Source organism: Spiroplasma endosymbiont of Colias croceus, assembly GCF_964020095.1.
In the GTDB taxonomy this organism is placed as follows: domain Bacteria; phylum Bacillota_I; class Bacilli_A; order Mycoplasmatales; family VBWQ01; genus Spiroplasma_E.
The window spans coordinates 2271379-2294356 of record NZ_OZ026536.1 but is presented as its reverse complement, the minus strand read 5'-3'; the positions used below and the strand labels follow the sequence as shown (position 1 = coordinate 2294356).

Genomic DNA, 22978 nt, shown 5'->3' with positions numbered 1-22978 from the left:
TTAAAAATTAAATTTTTAATAGATAGGTTTTGCAAGAAGTCTACTATAACAATAAAAAGAAAGAATTTAGTGGTGGCGGTAATTCTTATCCTGAACGTGGAAAAATTAATTTAATTGGTGATATAGAAGAAATATATCAATATATAGGAAAAGATAAACCAACTGAATTTATAGCAGAAGAAAGTACTGAACGTGATTATTATACAAAACTAGAAACTAATAATTTATTAGATAAAAAACAAAATAAATTAACTGCTGGTGAAAATATTAAGATTGATGAAAAAACTAATACTATTAGTGCTACTGGTGGTAGTTCAGTTGATGAAAATAGAATATTTAATAATAAAGATGATAAAGTTAGTACTACAAGATTAGTTAATGAAATTATTAAAACTAATGTTGGTGGTAAAACTTTAATTTATAGAAATAATCCAGTTATAACTGATGATTTAGATATTCCAAATAAAAAATATATAGATGATAAAATTCCTAATTTAGATAATTATTATATAAAAGAAGAAATAGATATAAAAATAGATAAAAAACAAGATAAATTAAAAAAAGGTTCATTTATTAATGTGGATAAAGATAATACAATTAGTGTTGGAGATGAAACATTAATGTGTAAAGGATTAACTTATAATAATTATAAATGTTCAAAAAATTTAAAAACTATTGATAAATCAATTATTGGTGGTATTAATGAAAATAAATCAAATATTTTAGAAAGGTGGTGAATATTATGTTAAATCCATTTAAGAGAAAAGAAAAAAGTAATATTACTGATAATCAAAATGAAAAAGTAAAATTTTTAACTAATAAAAATAAAAGTACACATGCTTCCATTTTAAATTATTTTGGTTTTAATGATTTTAATCATGAAACTTATTTTACTGATTTTGTAGCAGAAAATAATGCTAATTTATATAATGCTCCATTAGATATTAATAATGAAACCATTAAACAATATTTAATTAATCAAGAGTTTTATAGAAAAAATTGAAATTCTATTTTTAAATTAAGTAAATTAGGAATTAGTGGTTATTTAATTTTTATTGCTAATGATGATTTATATTTTCAAGTAGTTGATATACAACAAAGAGTTTATGATATTACTGGTAAATTAATTCAATGTACTATTTTTTATGATAGTTATGAACAAAATGCACAAATGGTTAGATTATTTGAAATTTATACACTAAATAATGAACAAGTAACTATTAATCGTGCAATTTATAGTATTAATGATAGTAAAAAACAATTTCCACTAGATTTTAAATCATTCATTAATAATCCAAATTTAGAACAAGAACAAACACTAAATATTAACTATATACCAATAGCAATTATGAGAAATAAAGCAAATGAGCTAGCAGATTGTAATAAAGTAATGGATAAAATTAAAGCATTAGATGTTATTTATGAACAAATTGTTTTAGATACTATTTTAAACTCACCTAAATTTATTTTTAATCAAACTTATGGTAATGTTCAATCAACGTTAGAGCAAGCAGTAAGAGAACTGGTTACTAAAAATTACTTATTTAAAAGTGGTGGAGATAATAACGAACAAAATGAAAATATTAATATGACAAGTAGTAATTTTAAAGGTAAAAATTTAACTGATATATACGATTGAAATGTTAATGAAATATTTAAACGTTGTGGTATTCATATTCCAAGTCAAAAGAAATCAGCACAACAATCAGTACCCGAAAGTACAGCAGTAAATATTTCAACTATTAATTATATTGAACAAAAGTTATGACAATTTAATATTGATATTCTTAAATTTATTCAAATATTAGTACGTTTAGATAAAGACTTATTAAATAGTAAAACATTTAATATTAATGATGAACAAGACATTAATAATTTAACAGTTAAACTACAATTATTTAATCCTGAAAATAACCAATTAATAGGAGAGAACAATGGAAAACAACAACAAACCACAAACGAAGTTTCCACAGAAACAAACTAAACTTAATCAAGCAGAAGTAGAAAATGATTATTTAATTGATAATATTCCTTATGACTTTACTAATATGATGAGAGCAACTAGTGACCCAGATATTAATAGAGCATACGATGAATTTAAAAAAAGAACAATTTATATTTATGAAATTGAACGTTTATTTAAAAATAATGAAAATAATAGTTTAAGATTTTCAGCAAATACTATTAAAATTGGTTTTATTGATATTGAAAAAGTATTAAAAACTACTGCTGCTGAAACATCAGACTTTACTATGCAATTAAATCAAAGAGCAAGTACTAATATTAATGATAATACTATTGAATATAGTATGACTGATATTAAAAATTTAATTTTTCAAGAAATTAATTTATTAAATCAATTTAAATTATACGCAGTTAGTATAAATGAACAATTAACGGAAGATAATATTGATAATTTATATATTATTAATAATTATTCACAACCTTATCAAAATCCAAAAACTAGAAGTACTAAAAGTATTACTATTATTAAAATTAAAGATTTTAAAACAAGAGATGGTTATCCAATCATTATTAAATTACAAAAACCATTAGATAAAGATACTAAGGTTATTGGCTTAAAAATTAAAGCCCCTAGAAGCATGATTTTTGGCAATATAAAGGTACTTGGTGAAGTTGACAATATGGAAGTATATCCAAAGTTATTTGTTAAAGATAAGATAGCATTTCCGCTATTATCAATGCCTATTGAAACTCAACCAAAAGTTAGAATATTACAACAATGATTTAGTGAACAAATATTACCTTGAAATTTAGCAAAAGAATTTATAGGGCAAGAAAAATCAGTTTTAGATTTAATTAAAATTAGTACTGGAACTGAAACAAGAAGAGAAGTTATTAATAATGCAAGAATAACTCATGCTTGATTAGGATATGAGTTTAGTAATGTTTTAGGTGGTAAATGACCATTAAAAAGCCAAAAAGAATTAAAAGATAAAGAAGTTTGAGATTTTGTAGGTGAAAGTCAATTTTATCAATATGTTGCAACTAATAATAAATTTGATGATATTGAAATAGAAATTAAAGATGCACCAACTAATGATAGTTTACAACAACTATTATTAGATATGCTAAGTTACACATATAACTATAATAGAAATTTTGAAGGTGCTACATATGATGAAAAAACAGGTAAACCAACAAATAAAATGGCAATATTACGTGATACATTTTCAGGACAAAAACCTGATGAAATTATTACTAATTTATTTAGACAGTGAGAATTAGATTATCCAAATTACATAAATTTATCACAATTTAAAATATTTAAACAAGTATTTATTATGTTATCAAAATATATTTATTCATCTTTATCAATAAATAAAGGATTAAATGATGATAATAAAATAGTATTACCTTATTATTTTGAATTAAAATCAAGTCCAATAAAACCTAGTGATAAAGATATTTGAAAATATAAAAACGTAAAAGTTATATTAAAATCTCCATATTTTGATTTTACAGATATAAATAATATTAAATTAAAAAATAATGATATTAGTCAAAATGAATTATTCAAACTAGATGATAATCAATTTAACTGATTATCTATTACAAATGAATTAGAAAGTAATAATATACCTTCTTTAATTCCTGCTGATTGAACATTAGCAAATGGTGAATATGGAAAATACTTTACAAGAGTAATTATTAGTAACAATAAAATTGAGAATGCTTTAAATTTATATGGTTCAAATAAATCTCAATTATTTTCAAAATTGGAATTTTATGAAGAAATTTTACAAATTGATAATATTAATGAATTTGAATTACAAATTAAAAACCCAATTAATAACTTAAATCGCCTAGAAATTAGTGCTATTTTTGGTGCTGGTAACTATGATTTAATTTTAATAACTGATAAGCAAAAAATAAATCTAACTAATATTAACTTATTTGATAAATATAATGAAAACATTTCTTACATAAACTTAGAAATTTAATTATCAAAATATCCATCAGGATATTGACCATTTCATTTTATATCCTCTTTAAATTTTGGCTTAATATCAAAATATAAATCTATTTTATTTTCATCATATAAATTTTTAGTTTCTCAAATTGTTGTTCCAGCCCCCCCAGTAGACTGTATAATCATGTCCTAAAAATGATTGATAACCATTAGTTTTATTTTGTGCTATTGAACCAACTATTAAACCAGTTGTTGCTAAAAATAATGCTAATATTGATGTTATTTTATAAAAATTTGTTTTTATTCATGTTTTCATAATAAATTTCTCTTTTTTTTCCTTGATTTTACTTATAAATTGTACTATTTTTGATTATTTTTACAAGTATGCTTTTAAATGCAAAATAACGCCTAAATTAAAGGCGTTATTTTGTGATACCTATACTATTAATTGTATGTTACTTGTTTATTATATTTTAAATATGAAAGTGGTTTTTTAAATAATTTTTATTTTATTTAAAATTACACTTATATATTTATATAATAATTAAGTAAATTAATTTTTTAAATATATTTACAATAAATTTTGATTTTTTTAAAATAGTTAGGAGAAAAATATGAGTTTTAATTATTTATGAACTTTAAATGAAGCAACAAAAAGAATGTATCAATCTTTTAGAGATGATGTAAAAAATCAATGAGAAAAAAGAGATTGAAGAATATTAAAAGAAAGAGATAGAAAATATATTCCAGTTAAAATTAAAACAAGAACTAGAAATACTATCAATGGTCTTGTTATTTATAACTGTCGTGATTATAAATATTATGATGAACAATTAAAAAAATGAGTTCGCGTTTGTTTATTAGATGAAGAATTAGAATTACCTAAATATAAAAGAACTTGTCAAGATATAAAGAATAATGTTATTGAACATTTTGCAGATGGAAAAAGGTATATTGATATTTTACATACTATGAAACAAACAAAATTTAGCACAACAAGTATTAGTAGATTATTTTAAGAATATCAAGTTAGTAAATTAGATGTTCCTAAAATAAAATTAGAACCAAATCAATTTATTTATATTAGTATTGATGACGGACATCGAAAGTTTTGAAAATTTAAACGAAATTCTGGTAAATATTCAATGCGTTTAGTGTTATTTTGTACAGATAATGTTAATCATAAATTAGTTAATAAAAGAGTAGATGTAATAATAAGACCAACAAAAACTAAAATTGGAGTTCAAAAAACTGCTGAATTTATTTTAGAACAAGGAAATAGATTTTTTGAAAATTTTGACCAAGCAAAAATCATTATTTGTGGAGATAGTGCAGAATGAATTAAAGATGTTGCTAATTATTTAGGTGCACAATTTGTTTTAGATAAATTCCATTTAGTTAAAAAGTTGTATGTAGGAATTATTGCTGGAAACAAAGGAAAATATTTTGAAGAATATAATACTTGTAGAAACTTTATTGAAAATGGTCAATATGATAAATTAATAAAGTATATGAATGAAATATTAAAAAATCATAAAAAATTAAAAAAACAATATTTTAAAAATAATAAACAAGGAATTGAAAATCAAGGTGCAAAATGAAATATTGGTACTTTTGCTGAAAGTAATATTTGATATATTTTAAAAGAAATGCTTGGTAATAGAACATATAGTATAGATATTTATATTAAAATGGTTATTTTTAAATGTAATCTTGTAAATTCTAAAACATAATCATTTTTTTATTTTTAATTAAAAATATTAAAAACTTATTAAATTAAAAGTTAATAAGCATTTTTGTTGTATATTGATATTAAATTTTCTTAGTGATTTTTTAATATTTGTATTTTAATTGAAATTAATTTAATTTAGTAGTAATATAAATGTACAATTGCATATAATTACAATTATTTCTTGTCTATAATTTTAAAGAAATGTTTAAAAAGTAATTATATCCTCCGTTTTTGTTACCGTCGCAATTATTTTTAAAGAAAAATTAAAAATTATTAACGATCATCACCATTATTAATAGTACCTTTAACAATAACATAATCACATTTTGTTAATGCAGATAAATCTTTACCACCAGCATAAGAAATAGCAGATTGTAAATCTTCTTCCATTTCTTTATAAGTATCAGCAATTGAACCTTTATATGGAACAAGTATTTTTTTACCTTCAATATTTTTCGCTTCCGCTTTGTTAAAAATACTTGCTGATCCAAAATATTCTTTGTAAGATTGACCATTTATTGTAACAATTTTGCCAGGTGATTCATCATAACCCGCTAAAATACTTCCTGCCATAATCATAGTGGCACCAAAAGCTATTGCTTTAGCAATATCACCATTACATCTAATACCACCATCTGCAATTAATGGTTTAGTGGTGCTATTGGCAACATCTTGTAAAGCATTTAATTGTCAACCACCTGTACCAAATCCAGTTTTTAGTTTAGTAATACAAGCTTTTCCTGGGCCAACACCAAATTTAATTGCATCAGCGCCTCATTTTTCTAAATCTTTAACAGCGGTTTTTGTCATAACGTTACCAGCAATAATAAAAGGTTTAGTATTTGTTTTAGCAAAAGTAGTTTTTATAAATTTAATCATTTCTTCCATAGCATTACTATGACCATGTGCAATATCAATAGTAATAAATTCTGGAATTAGATTCAGTTTGATTAATTGTTCAAGTAACTCTTTATCCTCTTTTTTAACACCAATGCTAATTGAAGCATATAACTTTTGTTCATGCATACTTTTAATAAATTTAATTTGATCGATATTAAAACGGTGCATTACATAAAAGTAATTATTTTTAGCCAATCAAATACATAATTCTTGGTTAATGACAGCACTCATATTTGCCGGAATAATTGGAATTTTAAAAGTAAAACCATTTAGTTTAACACTGGTATCACATTCTTTTCGTGATTTAACTATTCCTTTATTTGCAATTAGATTTATATCTTCAAAATCAAATTTCACATTCATTTTTTATTTATTCTCCTTAGTCTTTACTAATTGTAATAGTCAAAATATGTACATATTATTTTATAACGTTTTAAATAAAATGCTAAAGGACTAAAACACCATTAGTATTATATATTATTTTTTTGCAATTTAATTATCTTTATTATTAATTAAGTCTGATAATTGGTTAATGATTTTCTTTAAATTAGTAATTAATGGGTTATAAACATCAATTTGTGTTAAATCAACACCCGCATCTTTTAAAATATCTAATGGATATTTGCTGCCACCGGCTTTTAAAAAGTTAAGTAAATTTTCTTTTTTGCCATTTTTAACATCTTCATAAAGTTTATAAGAAACGGTAATTGAAGTAGCATATTTATAAACATAATAAGGTGAGTGGAAAAAATGAAGAATTCGTGGTCATGAGTATCCTTTTGCTTTTTCTTCGTATTTATCTAATGCTTTTTGTCCATATTTATTAGCTGTATTTTCAAATAAATCAGCCAAAATATCGGCGTTTAATGGCACTTCTTTTTCTACTAATTTATGTGCTTCTCATTCAAATTCAGCAAATTGAATTTGACGAAAAAAAGTACCAATTACAGTTTCAATATGAGTTTGTAGTAAGTAAATGCGTTCTTGATTATTTGACGCTTTATTATATAAATAATCAAAGGCTAGATGTTCATTAACTGTTGAAGCAACTTCAGCTAAAATAATTGGATAGTCAGCATTTGGATATTTTTGATATTTTTCTGAAAATAGGGTGTGAACAGAATGACCTAATTCATGAGCTAGTGTATTAAGTGAATTAATAGTATCATCTCAATTCATTAAAATAATGGGTTCTACGCCATTACCACCTGTTGAATAAGCACCAGTTCGTTTATTTGTGTCTTCATAATAGTCAATTCTACCTGGTAATAATGCTAAGTTTAACTGCTCTAAATATTCATCACCTAAGATACTTAAAATTTCTTTGACTGAATTAATACCTTCTTCAACACTGAATTTTTTAGTTGGTATTGTTGTCATTTTTAAACTAGTATCGGTACTATAAAATTTTTTAAATTTAAAAAATTTACGTTTTAAATTATAAAATTCTTCTACTAAAATAGCGTGTTTCTGTCCTGTTTTTATTAAATTTTCATATAGTATTAATGGTACATCATCACTTAATAAACTATATTCTAAAGTAGTTAAATGTTTTTTATTATCTTTTTCTTTATCGTTGTTACGAATTTTTATTTCTTCAACAGCTACTTCTAAAATGCTTTCATAAACTTGTGCTAATGAATGTTTTTTATTTTTAATATCTTCATAAAATTTTTTTGAAATATCAATTCTTAATTGTTGATCTTTTACTGGATTACTATTTTCTAAAATGTCTAAATATAAAGTTTGTGTTAATTCTTGTTCTTTATTTTGATAATTAAACATTGTTTTTTGTTTATCAGCATAAACCAAACTATCATATAAACCACCAGCAGCACTTCTTGATTTGCTAACTTTGCTTAGTAAAGTTTCATCGTGCTCACTTAAAATAAATTTTTCAAATTTAAAAAAAACTTCCATATAATGTTTATATATCATTAATGAGGGGTCATTATTAATTCAGTTTTTAATAGTTTGTAAACCAATAGTTTTGATTTCTGGTTCAATTCATGCTAACTTTTCCGATAACTTACTTTGTTGAGTCGCAAATAAACTAGATAATTGTTGTAATTCTAAGTTAGTTTGATCTAAATCTCCATAATGTAAATATTGCACAACTTTAGAGCCTAACATTGATATTTCTTTGCTAATTGCTAAATATTTTTTAAAGTTATCAATATTATTTAATTTTCCTTTAAAAGTTAAAAGTTGATTGGCAAATTTATCAAACTCAGGTAAAGCTTTTTTTCAAGATTCATTATTAATAAATAAATGCTTAAAATCTCAGCAGTACTTTTTTTTATCTTTTTCATTTAATTCAGAACGCTTCATAGTTTTTGCTCCATTCTATGGTAATATTACAATACAATAATAATACAATAATATTGTTTAACTTATCTATTTTTGTTGTAATTTTCGAAAATATTAATTCAGATATATTGTAATTATTTTAATATTACCATTTAGGAGTGAAAATATGGATAAAAATATTCTACTTAATGTTAGTAGTAAACTTGAATTAAAATTAAAATTAACAGCGGTATTTGCTGATAAAGTTCCTCATGAATTGATTGCTAAAGAAAAAAATAAATTAACATTAATTTCTGAAGATAAAACTTATTACCTATATTTAGGTGATAGTAAAGGCTTAACTCGTAATGATGTTTATAATTTTTTTGTAAATTTTAGTAGTAATAATAGTCAAGATTTGGATATTGATGTCAAATCTTTTGTTACGAGTAATTTAGATGAAAGTATACTTTTACAAACTATATATGAAGCATTATGATTCGGTACTTTTAAAGAATATACTTTAAAAAGTAAAAACAATGAAGAAAAAAAAGTTAAATATAATGTTGTTTCAACAGCAAAATTCCCTAACTATACTTCACAACAACAAATCGAAATTCAAGGAGAAAGTATTAATTTAGCACGTAATTTGCAAGATATGCCACCTAATTTGTTATATCCCGAAGTTTTTGCAAAAAAAATTCAAGATGCAGCAAAAGGTATTAAAAATTTATCAATAAAGGTTTTAGGACAAAAAGAAATAACAGAACTAAATATGAATTTATTATTAGCAGTTAATGCTGGAAGTAATTTTGATGCTTGTGTTGTTGTTTTAGAATATAAAGGTGATCCACAGCATGCCGATGATATTTTAGGATTAGTTGGTAAAGGAATTACTTTTGATAGTGGTGGTTATTCACTAAAACCTTCTTCAGCAATGAAAGGTATGAAATTTGATATGTCGGGTGCAGCTAGTGTATGTAATGCTGCCATTGCTGCTGCTAAATTACAATTAAAAATAAACTTTGTAGCTGTTGCTTGTTTAACAGAAAATAAGATTGGTAGTCATGCTACTTTAGTAGAAACAGTCTTTACTTCAATGAATGGTAAAACTGTAGAAATTAATAATACCGATGCCGAAGGAAGGTTGCTATTAGCAGATGGTATGACATATGCTTTACGTAAAGGAAAAGCAAATCGTATTATTGAATTATCAACTTTAACTGGTGCAATGCTAGTTGCATTAGGTAGTTATATGACTGGTGCTTTTGCTACTGATGATAAATTATTTAATGATTTTGATTTATCATCACAACAAACTAATGAAGAAATTTGAAGAATGCCAATTCATCAACAAAATATTTTAAATATGCGTTCATCTAAAATAGCTGATTTAAGTAATGTTTCTAAAGATCCATATGGTGGTTCATCAAATGCTGCTGCATTTTTAAAAGAATTTAGCGAAGATAAACCATTTTTACATTTAGATATTGCGGGAACTGCTTATAAAAATGATCGTGGTATGGGTGTATTAGTTAAAACATTAGTTCAATATATGAAAAATTATAGTACAAGTAAATAAAGTTATAAAAAAGTTATTTAACAATATTTTTAGTTAATTGGTATTGAAATAATATTTGATTCTATTTTTTGTAGTGTTTTTAATAATGGTGGTAGTTGAGAATTATTAATTTTATTAATATTTAATCGATTACTTGTATCAATAGTATCATTTAATTTAATATTTATTTTTTCTAAGATTTTAATATTTTTATCAAATTTTTCATAATAATTTTTGACTAATTTTTCTAAATTTTCTTCAGTAATATTTGAATTTAATTGGAAAATTGAATTGTTTGAGTAAACAGACTGATAATATTTTTTAGGAAAATTACATATATAACTTAATGTTTGACAAGTATATGTATTTTTAAATTTTTCTCAACAAAAATCAGTAATATTAAGTTTAAATGAAAAACCAATTTGGGCTATTATTGCAACTATTATATTTTCTTTAGTTATTAGTAGTTTTAAATCTTTTATAAAATCTATTTTTTTGTTAGCACTTATTTGAGCAGTAATAATATCAAAATAACTATCAAGTGTCATTGAAGATACTATTGATATTAATCAAGTAAATAAATATTTAATATTTTTACAAATATTGCTATTGTAGTTATTATTAGGATTTAAAGTTTGTATTTCTAAAATATTTTGTATTTCATTTAAATTAAATTCTAGTTTAATAAAATTTAAATCATATCATCTTTTTAAAGCAGTTATTTTTTCATATTCTAATTCAATATCAGCTTAACTAATAGTAGGTTTATTAATAATTTTTTTAATGCATTGTCATAATAATGAGCGTTTAATATTTTTTAATCCATTTTCAAATAGATTAAATTTTAATTTAAAAATTATTAATGCTAAAAAGGACACAATAATAGTTTCAAGAGCAGTAAAAGTTTTAACAAAGGATGTTGGATTTAAAGGTAAATCATTGGCTATATCGTTTTTTATAATACTTATAGAACTAGCAAAAGCTAGTCCGCTAGTAAAAACTGCGAAAGTAGCAATAATTTTTATTAATTCATTAGTAATTATTGAATATGCTTTAAGATTGTTATTAATGTTTTCTTCAATGGTTAATATAATAGACTTCTTGCAAAACTATGATATTAATCACATTTTTTAAGTTTAAAAATTTATTTTAATAACACTTTTAATAATTTTTAAAAATTATTGTTCAAAATATGTTTTATTTTTTGTCATTAAAATACAACAAAAATTATTATTTCAAATAAAAAAATAAAATATTAAATTATCAAATATATTTAAATTAATAATTGTAAATTATAAATTGAAGCTATTAAATTAAATCTTAATGCAAATTTTTTTTCTATTTCGATATTTTTCACTAATAATTTTAAATTTTTTAAGAATCGCAAAAACATGTTCAATAACAACTCTCATTTTTGAAATAGCCTTATTATTTTTCTTTTCTTCTTTAGTTAAAGGGTTTTTCTTTGATTTTCGTTTAGGTAATAAGACATTTTTATGTATGTTTTGTATACCTTGATATCCTAAATCTACTAAAATAGTTGTTTCTGATAAAAATTTCGTTTTTGAATTTTTTAAAATTTTAAAATCATGATTTTTACCATAAGAAAAATAAGAACTTATAATTTTTTTACTATCTTTTTCAATTATGACTTGAGTTTTTATTGTATGTTTTTTCTTTTTTCCTGAATAATATTGTTTTTGACTTTTTTTGGGCGTTGAATAGTACTTTCAGTCACATCAATGATAACTGTTTTATCTTTAAAATTATTATTTAACAGTGATTTTTGCCCATCAAGTTGTTGAAAATCAGGATGTTTTATTAAAGTATTTTCTATTCACTTGATATTCCTATAGCAACTACTTTCACTAATTCCATAACTTTTAGCAATATGAAAATAAGTTCGATACTCTCTTCAATATTCTAAAGTCATTAATAAACGATTTTCTAATAGACATATTCCGTAATTAAATTTTTTAAAAGTCAATTAATAATTTTAAAATTTATTTTATAATTTTGTTATTAACAATAAATTTAGAAAAGTGTTGATAAAAATGATTTTTGAAAATTTAAAAAAATTAAAAAATGAAGAATTTTATAGATATTTTGGTATAAAACGTTTTCATTTTAATGAAATGTTAGAAAAATTAATTGAAATAGAAAAATTAGAAAAAAATAAAGGTCGAAAAAATAAACTTTCAGTAGAAGAAAGATTAATGATGACTTTATTATACTGAAAAGAATATTATACTTTTTTTCAAATGAGTATTAAATCTAAAATGAGCCCATCAAGTTGTTTTCGAAATATTACTTGAGTAGAAAATAAACTTAGTAACCACAAAGATTACCAATTTTTAAAAGAAAGATATAAATTAAAAATTGATAAAAAACAAGAAAATTCAAATGAATTTCAATTTTATTTAATTGATTCAACTGAGATTGAAATTGAAAGACCAACTAAAAAAAACTACAGTTAGAATATTTTTCTGGTAAAAGTTGAATGTATTCTATAAAATTTCAAATTGTATATGATTTTTTTAATAAAAAAATTGTTGATATTTTTGCTGATAATGGTAAAGTGCATGATTTTCAAATATTAAAAAATTCAAATCTTGAATTTTCAGAAAAAACAATAATTATTGGTGATTTAGGATATCAAGGTATACAAAATATTTATAAAAAAACAATAATACCAATTAAAAGAACTAAAAATAAAAAATTAACTAAACAAGAAAGAAAATACAATAAGATTGTATCTAAAATTAGAATTAAAGTTGAACATGTCTTTGCTTGATTGAAAAGATTCAAAATTTTAGTAAATAAATGTAGAAAATCTAAATTTAGACTTATGTACTTAAGATTTAACTTACTTTGTGAAATTTTTAATAAAATAAAACCATTAAAATAAAAAAAATATTAAAAATATTTTTTTAAAATTTAAATTTTTATCGAGTTAATATAAAAATATTATTAACAATTTTTTGTTTAAAATGTAAACTCATTTTTTAAACTATTTTTTCAAAAAATATTTATTTCTATATTCAATAACACTAATGATAATTTATTAGGTGTACCACCATTTTTAAACTTTTTTACTTTTTCTGTCTTTAAAATTTTTAGAATTTTATTAAAAATAATATCATTTATACCAGTTAATCTTAATAATTCTGGATTGTTAATAGTTTTTAATTTATCAAACATCATAGATTACCTATCTTTTTTATTTTTAATTTTATTTTAAAAATTAAATTTTTAATAGATAGGTTTTGCAAGAAGTCTATTGATTTAAAGTCTGATTATACAAATATTTATTTACCTTATACAAAAACTGTTTCAAGTAAATATTCATTACGTTTATATGAGTATTTGCGAAGTTATTTGTATATGAATGCTAAAACTAAAAAAACACCAAATTTTAAACATGAATGAGATTTTGGACAATTAGCAAAAATTTTAAATATAGGTTTGAATAGTAGTTATTTTAAAAGAATTAATGATTTAAAAAGATATGTTTTAGAACCAGTGAAAAAAGATTTGTTGAAAACTGACATTATTTTTACTTATGAATTGATAAAAGTTGGTAAAAAATATAGTAAAATAATTTTAAATACGCATTTAGATTTAGAAAAATTTAATGCTCAAAATCCTGAACTAGAAAAAGTACCAACTAAAAAAGAATATAAAAAGTATTCAAATAAATCAAAGCTAATGGCAAATAATTTTGAAAATAAAAAAAATCAAATAATTGAAAAACCAATTTTAAGTAATGAACAACTACAAAATATTTTAGATAATATTGATAGTAATTAAATTTAACTCAAAAATATGTTTGTTATAGATAATTAATGATTTTTTTATTAATAGGTAGTAATAAATATTATTACATATTGTTGTTATATATATTGTTATTATTATTAATATATATTAGTACAATAATTATTTATGATATTATAATAATAACAACAACAAGTTTTAATTAAAGTTTAAGGAGGAAATTATGAAAATTATATCATTTGTTTCTAGAAAAGGAGGAGTTGGTAAAACTACTATTACTTACTTAATATCAACGTATTTATCGGAAATCAAAAATAAAAGAATTTTATTAATAGACGCAGATCCACAAGGTAATTTATCAAGTATGTTTGATTTATATGAAAACAACACGGCAATATTATTTAGTAAAAATAAATTTAATTTATTTAAAATAATTAAAAAAACAAGTATTAAAAATTTAGAGATAATTAGTTCGAATATTGATTTAGATGAGATTAATAATTTAATTTTAAATTATAATATTAAACAAAAAGTTTTATTTAAAAATATTACACCGTTTTTTAATCAATTAAAAAATAATTATGATTATATATTAATTGATACTAATCCTAGTTTAAATTTAATAAATCAAAATATGTTATTAATTTCAGATGAAATTATTTTAATTTGTGATGAAAGTAGATATTCTGTAAAAGGTATTATGAATTTAATTTCTGATTGATCTGGAATTTGTCATGATTTTGAAATAAAAAACACAATTAGAACAATTATTTTAAATCGTTTAGAAAACAAATCAGCAAGTAAACAAATTGTAGATTTTATGAACCGTGAATTTTCAGATATTGTTCTAGAAAATACCTTGAGAGAATATGCCATCATTAAAAATGCCATAAACAATAATAAAACACTTTCAAAAAATAAATCAATTGTAAATTTAGGTAATCCTATAGAAAAAATAGTTCAAGAATTATTTAACAAAAAAATATTATAATTACTAGTTATAAAAATAATTATAATACTAGTACTAATAATAACATGTTATAATATATGTTGTAATTAATTGCAAGGAGAATAAATGATATGAAAAATATTTTTGATGAATTAAGCAGTAAAGAAGAATTAAATAAAACTAAAGAAGCAGCACAAAGAGCTCAAAAATTAAGAAAAACAACCGAAATTAATTTAGATGATAGCCGGTTAAATGAAAATGAAATAAAATTAAATTTTAATAAAGAAAAATTGTTATTAAAAAATAACAAAAATAAAGAACAATCGGGTGGATTAAAAACTTTTTATTTACATAGTATTCATATCAAAAAATTAAATCAATGAAATAAACAAGGTTATAGTAACTCTAAAATTATTCAAATGTTAATTGAAAATGCACCAGAAAAATTTTAATAATAATTTTTAATATTATAAAGTAAATCATTTACCAAAATTAATTTTGAAATAAAAAAGCCCAACAGGTAAGGTTGGGAATGCGAAGGCTTACTCCTTCTTACAAATAATATTATATCATATTGTAATAACAATTTAAAGATAATTTTAAAAAGTTAGGAATTTAAATACATATGCAAAAACATAATTGAGATTGAAAAAAATTACAGAAAGGACGTGGTATTAAGGTTCAAATTCCCAATGATATTGATAATAAAACTGGTAAGCAAAAGTATCGTCCAGGCATTGTTATTAAATCTTATCCAAGTCATGTAAAAGTACAGTTAATGACTACTGAACCAAGTGGTCATGATTATTTTAAAATTAAAATTGATAATCAAATTCAGTACATACGGTCAATTTATTATAGAACTATACCAATTGAATGAATTAATCGTATTTGAAGAGATAATTTTAATAAACCAATTCAATTGGATAAAAATAGTACTTTATTTACTAAAATACAAGAAATGGAAATAAAAGAAAACCTCAATTATGAAATTAATTTAAACAAAATTAAACAGTTAGAAAAAGAAAATCAGGAACTTAAAAAGCAAATTTGTGTACAAGCTTTAAAGTTAAAAAATCGTAATCGTGGATAGTTTTCTTTATTAAACACCAATATGTGCAAAATTAATTTTGAAATCATGTAAAATTATAATTACTAAATACTTAGGGGGTAAAATTATGTCAAATAAAATTAAAAGACCTATGAATGCTTATATGCTTTTTAGTAAGGAAAAAAGATCAGAGATTATTCAACAAAATCCTGAACTTAAATCAAAAGTTGCAGAGATTGCAAAATTGATTGGTAATCACTGAAAAGAAATGACAAATGAAGAAAAATCTAAATATGTAAAAATGGCAGAAGAAAACAAAAAAATATATGAAAGTGAAACTCAAAAATAAGTATCTTTATTTCATTTAAAACATCTCTCATTAGAGATGTTTATTTTTTGAATACATTAAAACCATATAAACTTTTAAATCGTTTGAATATGAGCAAATTTGATTACTTAAAATTGATTTTAAATATATAAAGAGATTGCATTTTCAATATCTCTTAACATTTCATTGTTAATTGTGATTTTAATAATTTTTCTTTTTGTTTTGAAGTTGTTTTTTCTAATTTATGAGTTGGTACATTTGGTAATAGAGAATCTAATTCAGATCAAATTGAAAAATTTTTATTTTTTTCAATTTGATGTAATTTTATTGTTTGTTTTTCATTAATTTTTTCATTTACTTGTGTTCAACTTTGAGATTGAATTGCTTGTAATTTTTGTCATTGGTTTTGTTTAGCAATTTCTAATTCTTCTATTTTTTTTACGGTTTCTTGATATTTTTGTTCAAGTAAATCTTGTTCACTTACAACTTTGTCACTTTGTCACTTTGTTTTTTAGGATGAAATTTTCCACTAGAACTTTTAACTCCACCTTTATTTGATTGTGAATGACTGTCAATATTTAAAAATCCTTTTTTAAATCGTAAATATTTTTTTCACTTGATTTAAATTTATCATCTTTATCAGAATCATCATCTTTTTTATTTTGAGTTTCTTGAAAAGGTTTACATCCACTTGTTGAAGTTTGTTCCTCTTCGATTTTTAATGAACTTAATTTTATTTTTAATTTTTCACTTTCATTTGTATTTTGACTTGAAACTATTTTACTTCCTTTAGGAATTGCTCCCATTTTTTTAGCTTGTTCTTCAGTTACTTCTTTTGATGATTTTTGAAAATAACGTTTTAAACCAGAAAATGTTTCAGAATAATTACTTGTATGATCTTTATCAGAATCATCATCTTTTTTCTTTTTTAATTCCTCGCTTTCATTTCTACTTTGACTTTGATTTTCATATTGATCTTTCATATTTTCTTGTTGCTCATAATTATTTACTTTTTTATTTATAGGAATTATCTCCTTATTTATTTTTAAAAGTTCTTGTTTTGATTGATCTAAAATTTTTAATTAATTTTCAATTTTGATTCTGTCTTCTTTAGATAATTCTGAATTTTTTAAGTCATTTTCATATTTTTTTATTTCATTATCTAAATTTTCAAAATCCTTTAAAAACTCAATTGTTTCTTTTTCATTAGACTTCTTGCAAAACCTATCTATTAAAAATTTAATTTTTAAAATAAAATTAAAAATAAAAAAGATAGGTAATCTATGATGTTTGATAAATTAAAAACTATTAACAATCCAGAATTATTAAGATTAACTGGTATAAATGATATTATTTTTAATAAAATTCTAGAAATTTTAAAGACAGAAGAAGTAAAAAAGTTTAAAAATGGTGGTACACCTAATAAATTATCATTAGAAAATCGTTTATTAATGACTTTAGAATATTGAAGAGAGTATCGAACTTATTTTCATATTGCTAAAAGTTATGGAATTAGTGAAAGTAGTTGCTATAGGAATATCAAGTGAATAGAAAATACTTTAATAAAACATCCTGATTTTCAACAACTTGATGGGCAAAAATCACTGTTAAATAATAATTTTAAAGATAAAACAGTTATCATTGATGTGACTGAAAGTACTATTCAACGCCCAAAAAAAGTCAAAAACAATATTATTCAGGAAAAAAGAAAAAACATACAATAAAAACTCAAGTCATAATTGAAAAAGATAGTAAAAAAATTATAAGTTCTTATTTTTCTTATGGTAAAAATCATGATTTTAAAATTTTAAAAAATTCAAAAACGAAATTTTTATCAGAAACAACTATTTTAGTAGATTTAGGATATCAAGGTATACAAAACATACATAAAAATGTCTTATTACCTAAACGAAAATCAAAGAAAAACCCTTTAACTAAAGAAGAAAAGAAAAATAATAAGGCTATTTCAAAAATGAGAGTTGTTATTGAACATGTTTGGATGGGTTACAATTTATTGGACACTAATTACGTAGACAAGTAAACAAATTTGTTAAAAGAAAGGAACTATAATTATGGCCAATATTAACTCATATACCGATGAATTTAAAAAACAAATAGTAGCTTTATATCAAAGTGGCAAATCAGTATCTTGCCTTGCTAAAGAATATAATGTTACAAGAGCAGCTACTTACAATTGAATTAAGCAATTTAGTAATTCAGGAAGTTTTAAAACTAAAGATAATCGTTCTTTTGAAGAAAATGAATTAATTAAATTAAGAAAAGAATTAAAGCAATTACGAATGGAAAATGATATTTTAAAGCAAGCAGCACTAATAATAGGCAGAAAATAGAAATTATTGTCAAAAATAAAGCTAAATATAAAATTCGTACAATGTGTAGTTTTTTAAAAATATCTAAATCAACATATTATTTTAATTTAAAGAAAAAAGAAAATAAAATCATAAATATTATTTATGATGAAGCTGTTATTAGTGCTTTTAAAGAAAATAAAGAAGTTTATGGTACTAGAAGATTAAAAAAAATTCTAGAAAACCAAGAAATTTATTTATCGCGCAGAAAAATTAAAAAAATTATGAATGAAAATAATTTAATATCAAAATATACTAAATTATCATTCAAAAATCATAATAACAAAGTTAACGATAGTCAAATAACTAATCTTGTTAATAGAAAATTTAAGAATAGGATTAAAAATGAAGTTATTGTTAGTGATTTAACTTATGTACAAGTTAATGGTAGGTGAAACTATATTTGCCTATTAATAGACCTATTTAACCGCGAAATTATCGGACATAGTGTTGGAGTTAAAAAAGATGCATCATTAGTACATCAAGCATTTATGCAATCAAATCGCTGTTTAAAAGATATTCAAATATTTCATAGTGATCGCGGTAATGAATTTAACAATAAAATTATTGATAAACTTTTACTAGCATTCAACATTAACCGGTCTTTAAGTAAAAAAGGTTGTCCTTATGATAATGCTGTTGCTGAAGCAACTTTTAAAACTTTTAAAACCGAATTTATTAATGATAAAAATTTTACATCATTAATCCAATTAAAATTAGAATTATTTGATTACATCAATTGATATAACAATATAAGAATTCACAGCACTTTAAACTACTTAACTCCAGTTAAATATCAACAACAAATGTTTACCAAAAAATAGTCCTAAAAAGTGTTGCCATTCCACGACATTCAGATTACTCTAAAATGTCGTTTGCAAATAATTATTAAAAAATATATAATTAAGTTGCAGGTTGTACGTTTTCAGAGTGAACCTGTCAGCAATAGGGTATTTCCAGTACGCCTATTGCATTTTTTATTATTTTTATTTATGAAGTTACTTTTATTATATGCTTTTTTTATCATTTATCAAGTCAATAGTATTTATCACATCTAATAAATTGAAAAAAAGTTCAAAAGCAATTTTCTTTTTTTCAATATTAGAAAAATTATTTCATTGACTAAATAATTTTTTATGAATTTCAGATTTGCCTATAATTGCTTTACATAAAGTATTACTATATAAATTAATACTTTGGACATATTCCGTAATTAAATTTAATTAATTGTCAATAAAATTGTTTTAAAACTATTTAGTGTTATTGAATATAGAAATAAATATTTTTTGAAAAAATAGTTTAAAAAATGAGTTTACATTTTAAACAAAAAATTGTTAATAATATTTTTATATTAACTCGATAAAAATTTAAATTTTAAAAAAATATTTTTAATATTTTTTTTATTTTAATGGTTTTATTTTATTAAAAATTTCACAAAGTAAGTTAAATCTTAAGTACATAAGTCTAAATTTAGATTTTCTACATTTATTTACTAAAATTTTGAATCTTTTCAATCAAGCAAAGACATGTTCAACTTTAATTCTAATTTTAGATACAATCTTATTGTATTTTCTTTCTTGTTTAGTTAATTTTTTATTTTTAGTTCTTTTAATTGGTATTATTGTATTTTTATAAATATTTTGTATACCTTGATATCCTAAATCACCAATAATTATTGTTTTTTCTGAAAATTCAAGATTTGAATTTTTTAATATTTGAAAATCATGCACTTTACCATTATCAGCAAAAATATCAACAATTTTTTTATTAAAAAAATCATATACAATTTGAAATTTTATAGAATACATTCAACTTTTACCAGAAAAATATTCTAACTGTAGTTTTTTTTAGTTGGTCTTTCAATTTCAATCTCAGTTGAATCAATTAAATAAAATTGAAATTCATTTGAATTTTCTTGTTTTTTATCAATTTTTAATTTATATCTTTCTTTTAAAAATTGGTAATCTTTGTGGTTACTAAGTTTATTTTCTACTCAAGTAATATTTCGAAAACAACTTGATGGGCTCATTTTAGATTTAATACTCATTTGAAAAAAAGTATAATATTCTTTTCAGTATAATAAAGTCATCATTAATCTTTCTTCTACTGAAAGTTTATTTTTTCGACCTTTATTTTTTTCTAATTTTTCTATTTCAATTAATTTTTCTAACATTTCATTAAAATGAAAACGTTTTATACCAAAATATCTATAAAATTCTTCATTTTTTAATTTTTTTAAATTTTCAAAAATCATTTTTATCAACACTTTTCTAAATTTATTGTTAATAACAAAATTATAAAATAAATTTTAAAATTATTAATTGACTTTTAAAAAATTTAATTACGGAATATGTCTTTTCAATTTTTTGAAAATACTTATCAACTATTTCATTATCAAAATAGTTTGTTAATATTATTTTTAAAGCTTTACTATAATTATTTCAATTCAAATTTTCAGATTTTCAATTAAGGAAATTCATTATTTGTTCATGCATTAATTTTTGTAAATTAAAAAAATAATTACTTCAATCTTCTTCATCTAAAAAATGACGTATTTTTTTTATTTTTTTTCTTAATTCAATATCAAAATTTGTTTCCGATACATCAATAATAATTTTTTTTATATTTTTATCAACTCAAAAAAACAAATCATCTAGTAATATTTTGGTTAATTTTCTTTGTTTACAATAAGGAAATTCATCTCTAATTCTTTTATGATATTCAAAAATATTTTTACTTGACAAAAGAATTATTTGGAATGGCAACACTTTTTAGGACTATTTTTGGGTAAACATTTGTTGTTGATATTTAACTGGAGTTAAGTAGTTTAAAGTGCTGTGAATTCTTATATTGTTATATCAATTGATGTAATCAAATAATTCTAATTTTAATTGGATTAATGATGTAAAATTTTTATCATTAATAAATTCGGTTTTAAAAGTTTTAAAAGTTGCTTCAGCAACAGCATTATCATAAGGACAACCTTTTTTACTTAAAGAACGGTTAATGTTGAATGCTAGTAAAAGTTTATCAATAATTTTATTGTTAAATTCATTACCGCGATCACTATGAAATATTTGAATATCTTTTAAACAGCGATTTGATTGCATAAATGCTTGATGTACTAATGATGCATCTTTTTTAACTCCAACACTATGTCCGATAATTTCGCGGTTAAATAGGTCTATTAATAGGCAAATATAGTTTCACCTACCATTAACTTGTACATAAGTTAAATCACTAACAATAACTTCATTTTTAATCCTATTCTTAAATTTTCTATTAACAAGATTAGTTATTTGACTATCGTTAACTTTGTTATTATGATTTTTGAATGATAATTTAGTATATTTTGATATTAAATTATTTTCATTCATAATTTTTTTAATTTTTCTGCGCGATAAATAAATTTCTTGGTTTTCTAGAATTTTTTTTAATCTTCTAGTACCATAAACTTCTTTATTTTCTTTAAAAGCACTAATAACAGCTTCATCATAAATAATATTTATGATTTTATTTTCTTTTTTCTTTAAATTAAAATAATATGTTGATTTAGATATTTTTAAAAAACGACACATTGTGCGAATTTTATATTTAGCTTTATTTTTGACAATAATTTCTATTTTCTGCCTATTATTAGTGCTGCTTGCTTTAAAATATCATTTTCCATTCGTAATTGCTTTAATTCTTTTCTTAATTTAATTAATTCATTTTCTTCAAAAGAACGATTATCTTTAGTTTTAAAACTTCCTGAATTACTAAATTGCTTAATTCAATTGTAAGTAGCTGCTCTTGTAACATTATATTCTTTAGCAAGGCAAGATACTGATTTGTCACTTTGATATAAAGCTACTATTTGTTTTTTAAATTCATCGGTATATGAGTTAATATTGGCGATAATTATAGTTCCTTTCTTTTAACAAATTTGTTTACTTGTCTACGTAATTAGTGTCCAATAAATTGTAACCCATCCATATTATTCACCGTTTTCCTTCTAAAAATTTATGTTTATTATAAAAAATATCATCATAATTTGAAGCAATAATGTATTGTTTATTATTTTTAAATTGATTTTGAATAATTAAAAAAGA

29 protein-coding genes are annotated in these 22978 nt (G+C 21.8%); 17 read left to right on the top strand and 12 right to left on the bottom strand.

From position 1 onward, the window contains the following. Positions 1–29 precede the first annotated feature (29 nt). From AACL24_RS14480 to AACL24_RS14470, 3 genes are read left to right on the top strand one after another with little or no spacing between them, the layout of a single operon-like run. Positions 30–749, top strand: coding sequence for a hypothetical protein (locus AACL24_RS14480; protein WP_339047607.1), 720 nt, complete (start codon positions 30–32; stop codon positions 747–749). Next, entirely contained in the window at positions 743–1984 is a 1242-nt protein-coding gene (locus AACL24_RS14475) for a hypothetical protein (RefSeq protein ID WP_339047605.1), read from the top strand. Before AACL24_RS14480 ends, AACL24_RS14475 begins: the two co-directional genes overlap by 7 nt. Beyond that, positions 1935–3965 (top strand): hypothetical protein, encoded by a 2031-nt coding sequence (locus AACL24_RS14470; protein WP_339047603.1) that lies wholly within the window; start codon positions 1935–1937, stop codon positions 3963–3965. The genes AACL24_RS14475 and AACL24_RS14470 overlap by 50 nt, the downstream gene beginning before the upstream one ends. Here the strand turns inward: AACL24_RS14470 and AACL24_RS14465 are convergent. Next, complete coding sequence (locus AACL24_RS14465; protein ID WP_339047601.1) at positions 3962–4120, bottom strand: hypothetical protein; 159 nt, start codon at positions 4118–4120, stop codon at positions 3962–3964. The two genes, AACL24_RS14470 and AACL24_RS14465, sit on opposite strands and share 4 nt — an antisense overlap. Positions 4121–4548: 428 nt before the next feature. On the opposite strand from AACL24_RS14465, the gene AACL24_RS14460 reads away from it, so the two are divergent. Continuing rightward, a complete protein-coding gene (locus tag AACL24_RS14460; RefSeq protein ID WP_339047599.1) occupies positions 4549–4953 on the top strand; it encodes a hypothetical protein in 405 nt (134 codons plus the stop codon). 126 nt (positions 4954–5079) lie between these two features. Then, positions 5080–5667: an Mbov_0401 family ICE element transposase-like protein gene (locus AACL24_RS14455; RefSeq protein ID WP_339047597.1), complete on the top strand. Its 588-nt coding sequence runs from the start codon at positions 5080–5082 to the stop codon at positions 5665–5667. Between the two features lie 272 nt (positions 5668–5939). Here AACL24_RS14455 and AACL24_RS14450 read toward each other — a convergent pair whose 3' ends face one another. Both AACL24_RS14450 and pepF read right to left on the bottom strand, forming a co-directional pair. Then, positions 5940–6929 (bottom strand): GMP reductase, encoded by a 990-nt coding sequence (locus tag AACL24_RS14450; protein WP_252320243.1) that lies wholly within the window; start codon positions 6927–6929, stop codon positions 5940–5942. Positions 6930–7058: 129 nt separating this feature from the next. Next, a complete protein-coding gene (gene pepF / locus AACL24_RS14445) occupies positions 7059–8897 on the bottom strand; it encodes an oligoendopeptidase F (protein ID WP_339047595.1) in 1839 nt (612 codons plus the stop codon). 145 nt (positions 8898–9042) lie between these two features. Between pepF and AACL24_RS14440 the strand changes: the two genes are divergently transcribed. Beyond that, a complete protein-coding gene (locus AACL24_RS14440; RefSeq protein WP_339047593.1) occupies positions 9043–10437 on the top strand; it encodes a peptidase M17 in 1395 nt (464 codons plus the stop codon). Positions 10438–10466: 29 nt separating this feature from the next. Here AACL24_RS14440 and AACL24_RS14435 read toward each other — a convergent pair whose 3' ends face one another. Next, positions 10467–10964, bottom strand: a complete 498-nt coding sequence (locus tag AACL24_RS14435; RefSeq protein WP_339047591.1) for a hypothetical protein — start codon at positions 10962–10964, stop codon at positions 10467–10469. Between the two features lie 235 nt (positions 10965–11199). Here AACL24_RS14435 and AACL24_RS14430 point away from each other — a divergent pair, with 235 nt between their 5' ends. Then, a complete protein-coding gene (locus AACL24_RS14430) occupies positions 11200–11550 on the top strand; it encodes a hypothetical protein (RefSeq protein WP_339047589.1) in 351 nt (116 codons plus the stop codon). A 179-nt stretch (positions 11551–11729) separates the two neighbouring features. Here the strand turns inward: AACL24_RS14430 and AACL24_RS14425 are convergent, their stop codons facing one another. Both AACL24_RS14425 and AACL24_RS14420 read right to left on the bottom strand, forming a co-directional pair. Continuing rightward, the gene (locus AACL24_RS14425; protein WP_339049464.1) at positions 11730–12080 is read right to left on the bottom strand and encodes a transposase family protein; all 351 of its coding nucleotides are present in this window, start codon (positions 12078–12080) and stop codon (positions 11730–11732) included. Next, entirely contained in the window at positions 12077–12403 is a 327-nt protein-coding gene (locus AACL24_RS14420; RefSeq protein ID WP_339047587.1) for a transposase family protein, read from the bottom strand. The genes AACL24_RS14425 and AACL24_RS14420 overlap by 4 nt, the downstream gene beginning before the upstream one ends. A gap of 67 nt (positions 12404–12470) precedes the next feature. Here AACL24_RS14420 and AACL24_RS14415 point away from each other — a divergent pair, with 67 nt between their 5' ends. Continuing rightward, positions 12471–12893 (top strand): transposase family protein, encoded by a 423-nt coding sequence (locus AACL24_RS14415; RefSeq protein ID WP_339045912.1) that lies wholly within the window; start codon positions 12471–12473, stop codon positions 12891–12893. Positions 12894–12916: 23 nt separating this feature from the next. Then, the gene (locus AACL24_RS14410) at positions 12917–13324 is read left to right on the top strand and encodes a transposase family protein (RefSeq protein WP_339047585.1); all 408 of its coding nucleotides are present in this window, start codon (positions 12917–12919) and stop codon (positions 13322–13324) included. A 77-nt stretch (positions 13325–13401) separates the two neighbouring features. Here AACL24_RS14410 and AACL24_RS14405 read toward each other — a convergent pair whose 3' ends face one another. Next, on the bottom strand, positions 13402–13620 hold the full coding sequence (locus AACL24_RS14405; protein WP_339047583.1) for a hypothetical protein: 219 nt from the start codon (positions 13618–13620) through the stop codon (positions 13402–13404). A gap of 180 nt (positions 13621–13800) precedes the next feature. On the opposite strand from AACL24_RS14405, the gene AACL24_RS14400 reads away from it, so the two are divergent. The 5 genes from AACL24_RS14400 to AACL24_RS14380 all read left to right on the top strand — a co-directional run bounded on the left by AACL24_RS14400 (position 13801) and on the right by AACL24_RS14380 (position 16539). Then, positions 13801–14226 (top strand): hypothetical protein, encoded by a 426-nt coding sequence (locus tag AACL24_RS14400; RefSeq protein WP_339047581.1) that lies wholly within the window; start codon positions 13801–13803, stop codon positions 14224–14226. A gap of 187 nt (positions 14227–14413) precedes the next feature. Continuing rightward, complete coding sequence (locus tag AACL24_RS14395; protein WP_339047579.1) at positions 14414–15181, top strand: ParA family protein; 768 nt, start codon at positions 14414–14416, stop codon at positions 15179–15181. An 89-nt stretch (positions 15182–15270) separates the two neighbouring features. Then, positions 15271–15591 carry a hypothetical protein gene (locus AACL24_RS14390; RefSeq protein ID WP_339047577.1) on the top strand — a complete coding sequence of 107 codons (321 nt, stop codon included), beginning with the start codon at positions 15271–15273 and terminating at the stop codon, positions 15589–15591. Between the two features lie 173 nt (positions 15592–15764). Continuing rightward, entirely contained in the window at positions 15765–16232 is a 468-nt protein-coding gene (locus AACL24_RS14385) for a hypothetical protein (protein WP_339047575.1), read from the top strand. A gap of 85 nt (positions 16233–16317) precedes the next feature. Then, positions 16318–16539: a hypothetical protein gene (locus AACL24_RS14380; RefSeq protein WP_339047573.1), complete on the top strand. Its 222-nt coding sequence runs from the start codon at positions 16318–16320 to the stop codon at positions 16537–16539. A gap of 557 nt (positions 16540–17096) precedes the next feature. On the opposite strand, the gene AACL24_RS14375 is transcribed toward AACL24_RS14380, so the two are convergent. After that, positions 17097–17501: a hypothetical protein gene (locus AACL24_RS14375; protein WP_339047571.1), complete on the bottom strand. Its 405-nt coding sequence runs from the start codon at positions 17499–17501 to the stop codon at positions 17097–17099. A 300-nt stretch (positions 17502–17801) separates the two neighbouring features. Here AACL24_RS14375 and AACL24_RS14370 point away from each other — a divergent pair, with 300 nt between their 5' ends. The 3 genes from AACL24_RS14370 (at position 17802) to AACL24_RS14365 (ending at position 19711) form a co-directional block, all read left to right on the top strand. Beyond that, positions 17802–18242 (top strand): transposase family protein, encoded by a 441-nt coding sequence (locus AACL24_RS14370; protein WP_339047357.1) that lies wholly within the window; start codon positions 17802–17804, stop codon positions 18240–18242. After that, positions 18239–18559 (top strand): transposase family protein, encoded by a 321-nt coding sequence (locus tag AACL24_RS15655; RefSeq protein ID WP_422398104.1) that lies wholly within the window; start codon positions 18239–18241, stop codon positions 18557–18559. The genes AACL24_RS14370 and AACL24_RS15655 overlap by 4 nt, the downstream gene beginning before the upstream one ends. Positions 18560–18590: 31 nt before the next feature. Beyond that, a protein-coding gene (locus AACL24_RS14365) for an IS3 family transposase (protein WP_422398056.1) occupies positions 18591–19711 on the top strand; the annotation gives its coding sequence in 2 pieces (ribosomal slippage) (positions 18591–18834 and positions 18834–19711; 1122 coding nt in all). 576 nt (positions 19712–20287) lie between these two features. Here AACL24_RS14365 and AACL24_RS14360 read toward each other — a convergent pair. The 4 genes from AACL24_RS14360 to AACL24_RS14345 form a co-directional block, all read right to left on the bottom strand. Further along, positions 20288–20695 carry a transposase family protein gene (locus tag AACL24_RS14360; protein ID WP_339045908.1) on the bottom strand — a complete coding sequence of 136 codons (408 nt, stop codon included), beginning with the start codon at positions 20693–20695 and terminating at the stop codon, positions 20288–20290. A 23-nt stretch (positions 20696–20718) separates the two neighbouring features. Next, positions 20719–21141 (bottom strand): transposase family protein, encoded by a 423-nt coding sequence (locus tag AACL24_RS14355; protein WP_339045912.1) that lies wholly within the window; start codon positions 21139–21141, stop codon positions 20719–20721. Between the two features lie 40 nt (positions 21142–21181). Further along, positions 21182–21652 carry a hypothetical protein gene (locus tag AACL24_RS14350; RefSeq protein ID WP_339047567.1) on the bottom strand — a complete coding sequence of 157 codons (471 nt, stop codon included), beginning with the start codon at positions 21650–21652 and terminating at the stop codon, positions 21182–21184. A 12-nt stretch (positions 21653–21664) separates the two neighbouring features. Next, positions 21665–22791, bottom strand: a protein-coding gene (locus AACL24_RS14345; protein ID WP_339049462.1) for an IS3 family transposase whose coding sequence is annotated in 2 segments (ribosomal slippage) — positions 21665–22515 and positions 22515–22791 — 1128 coding nt in all. Because the reading frame shifts where the segments join, the coding sequence is not laid out codon by codon here. Positions 22792–22978 lie beyond the last annotated feature (187 nt).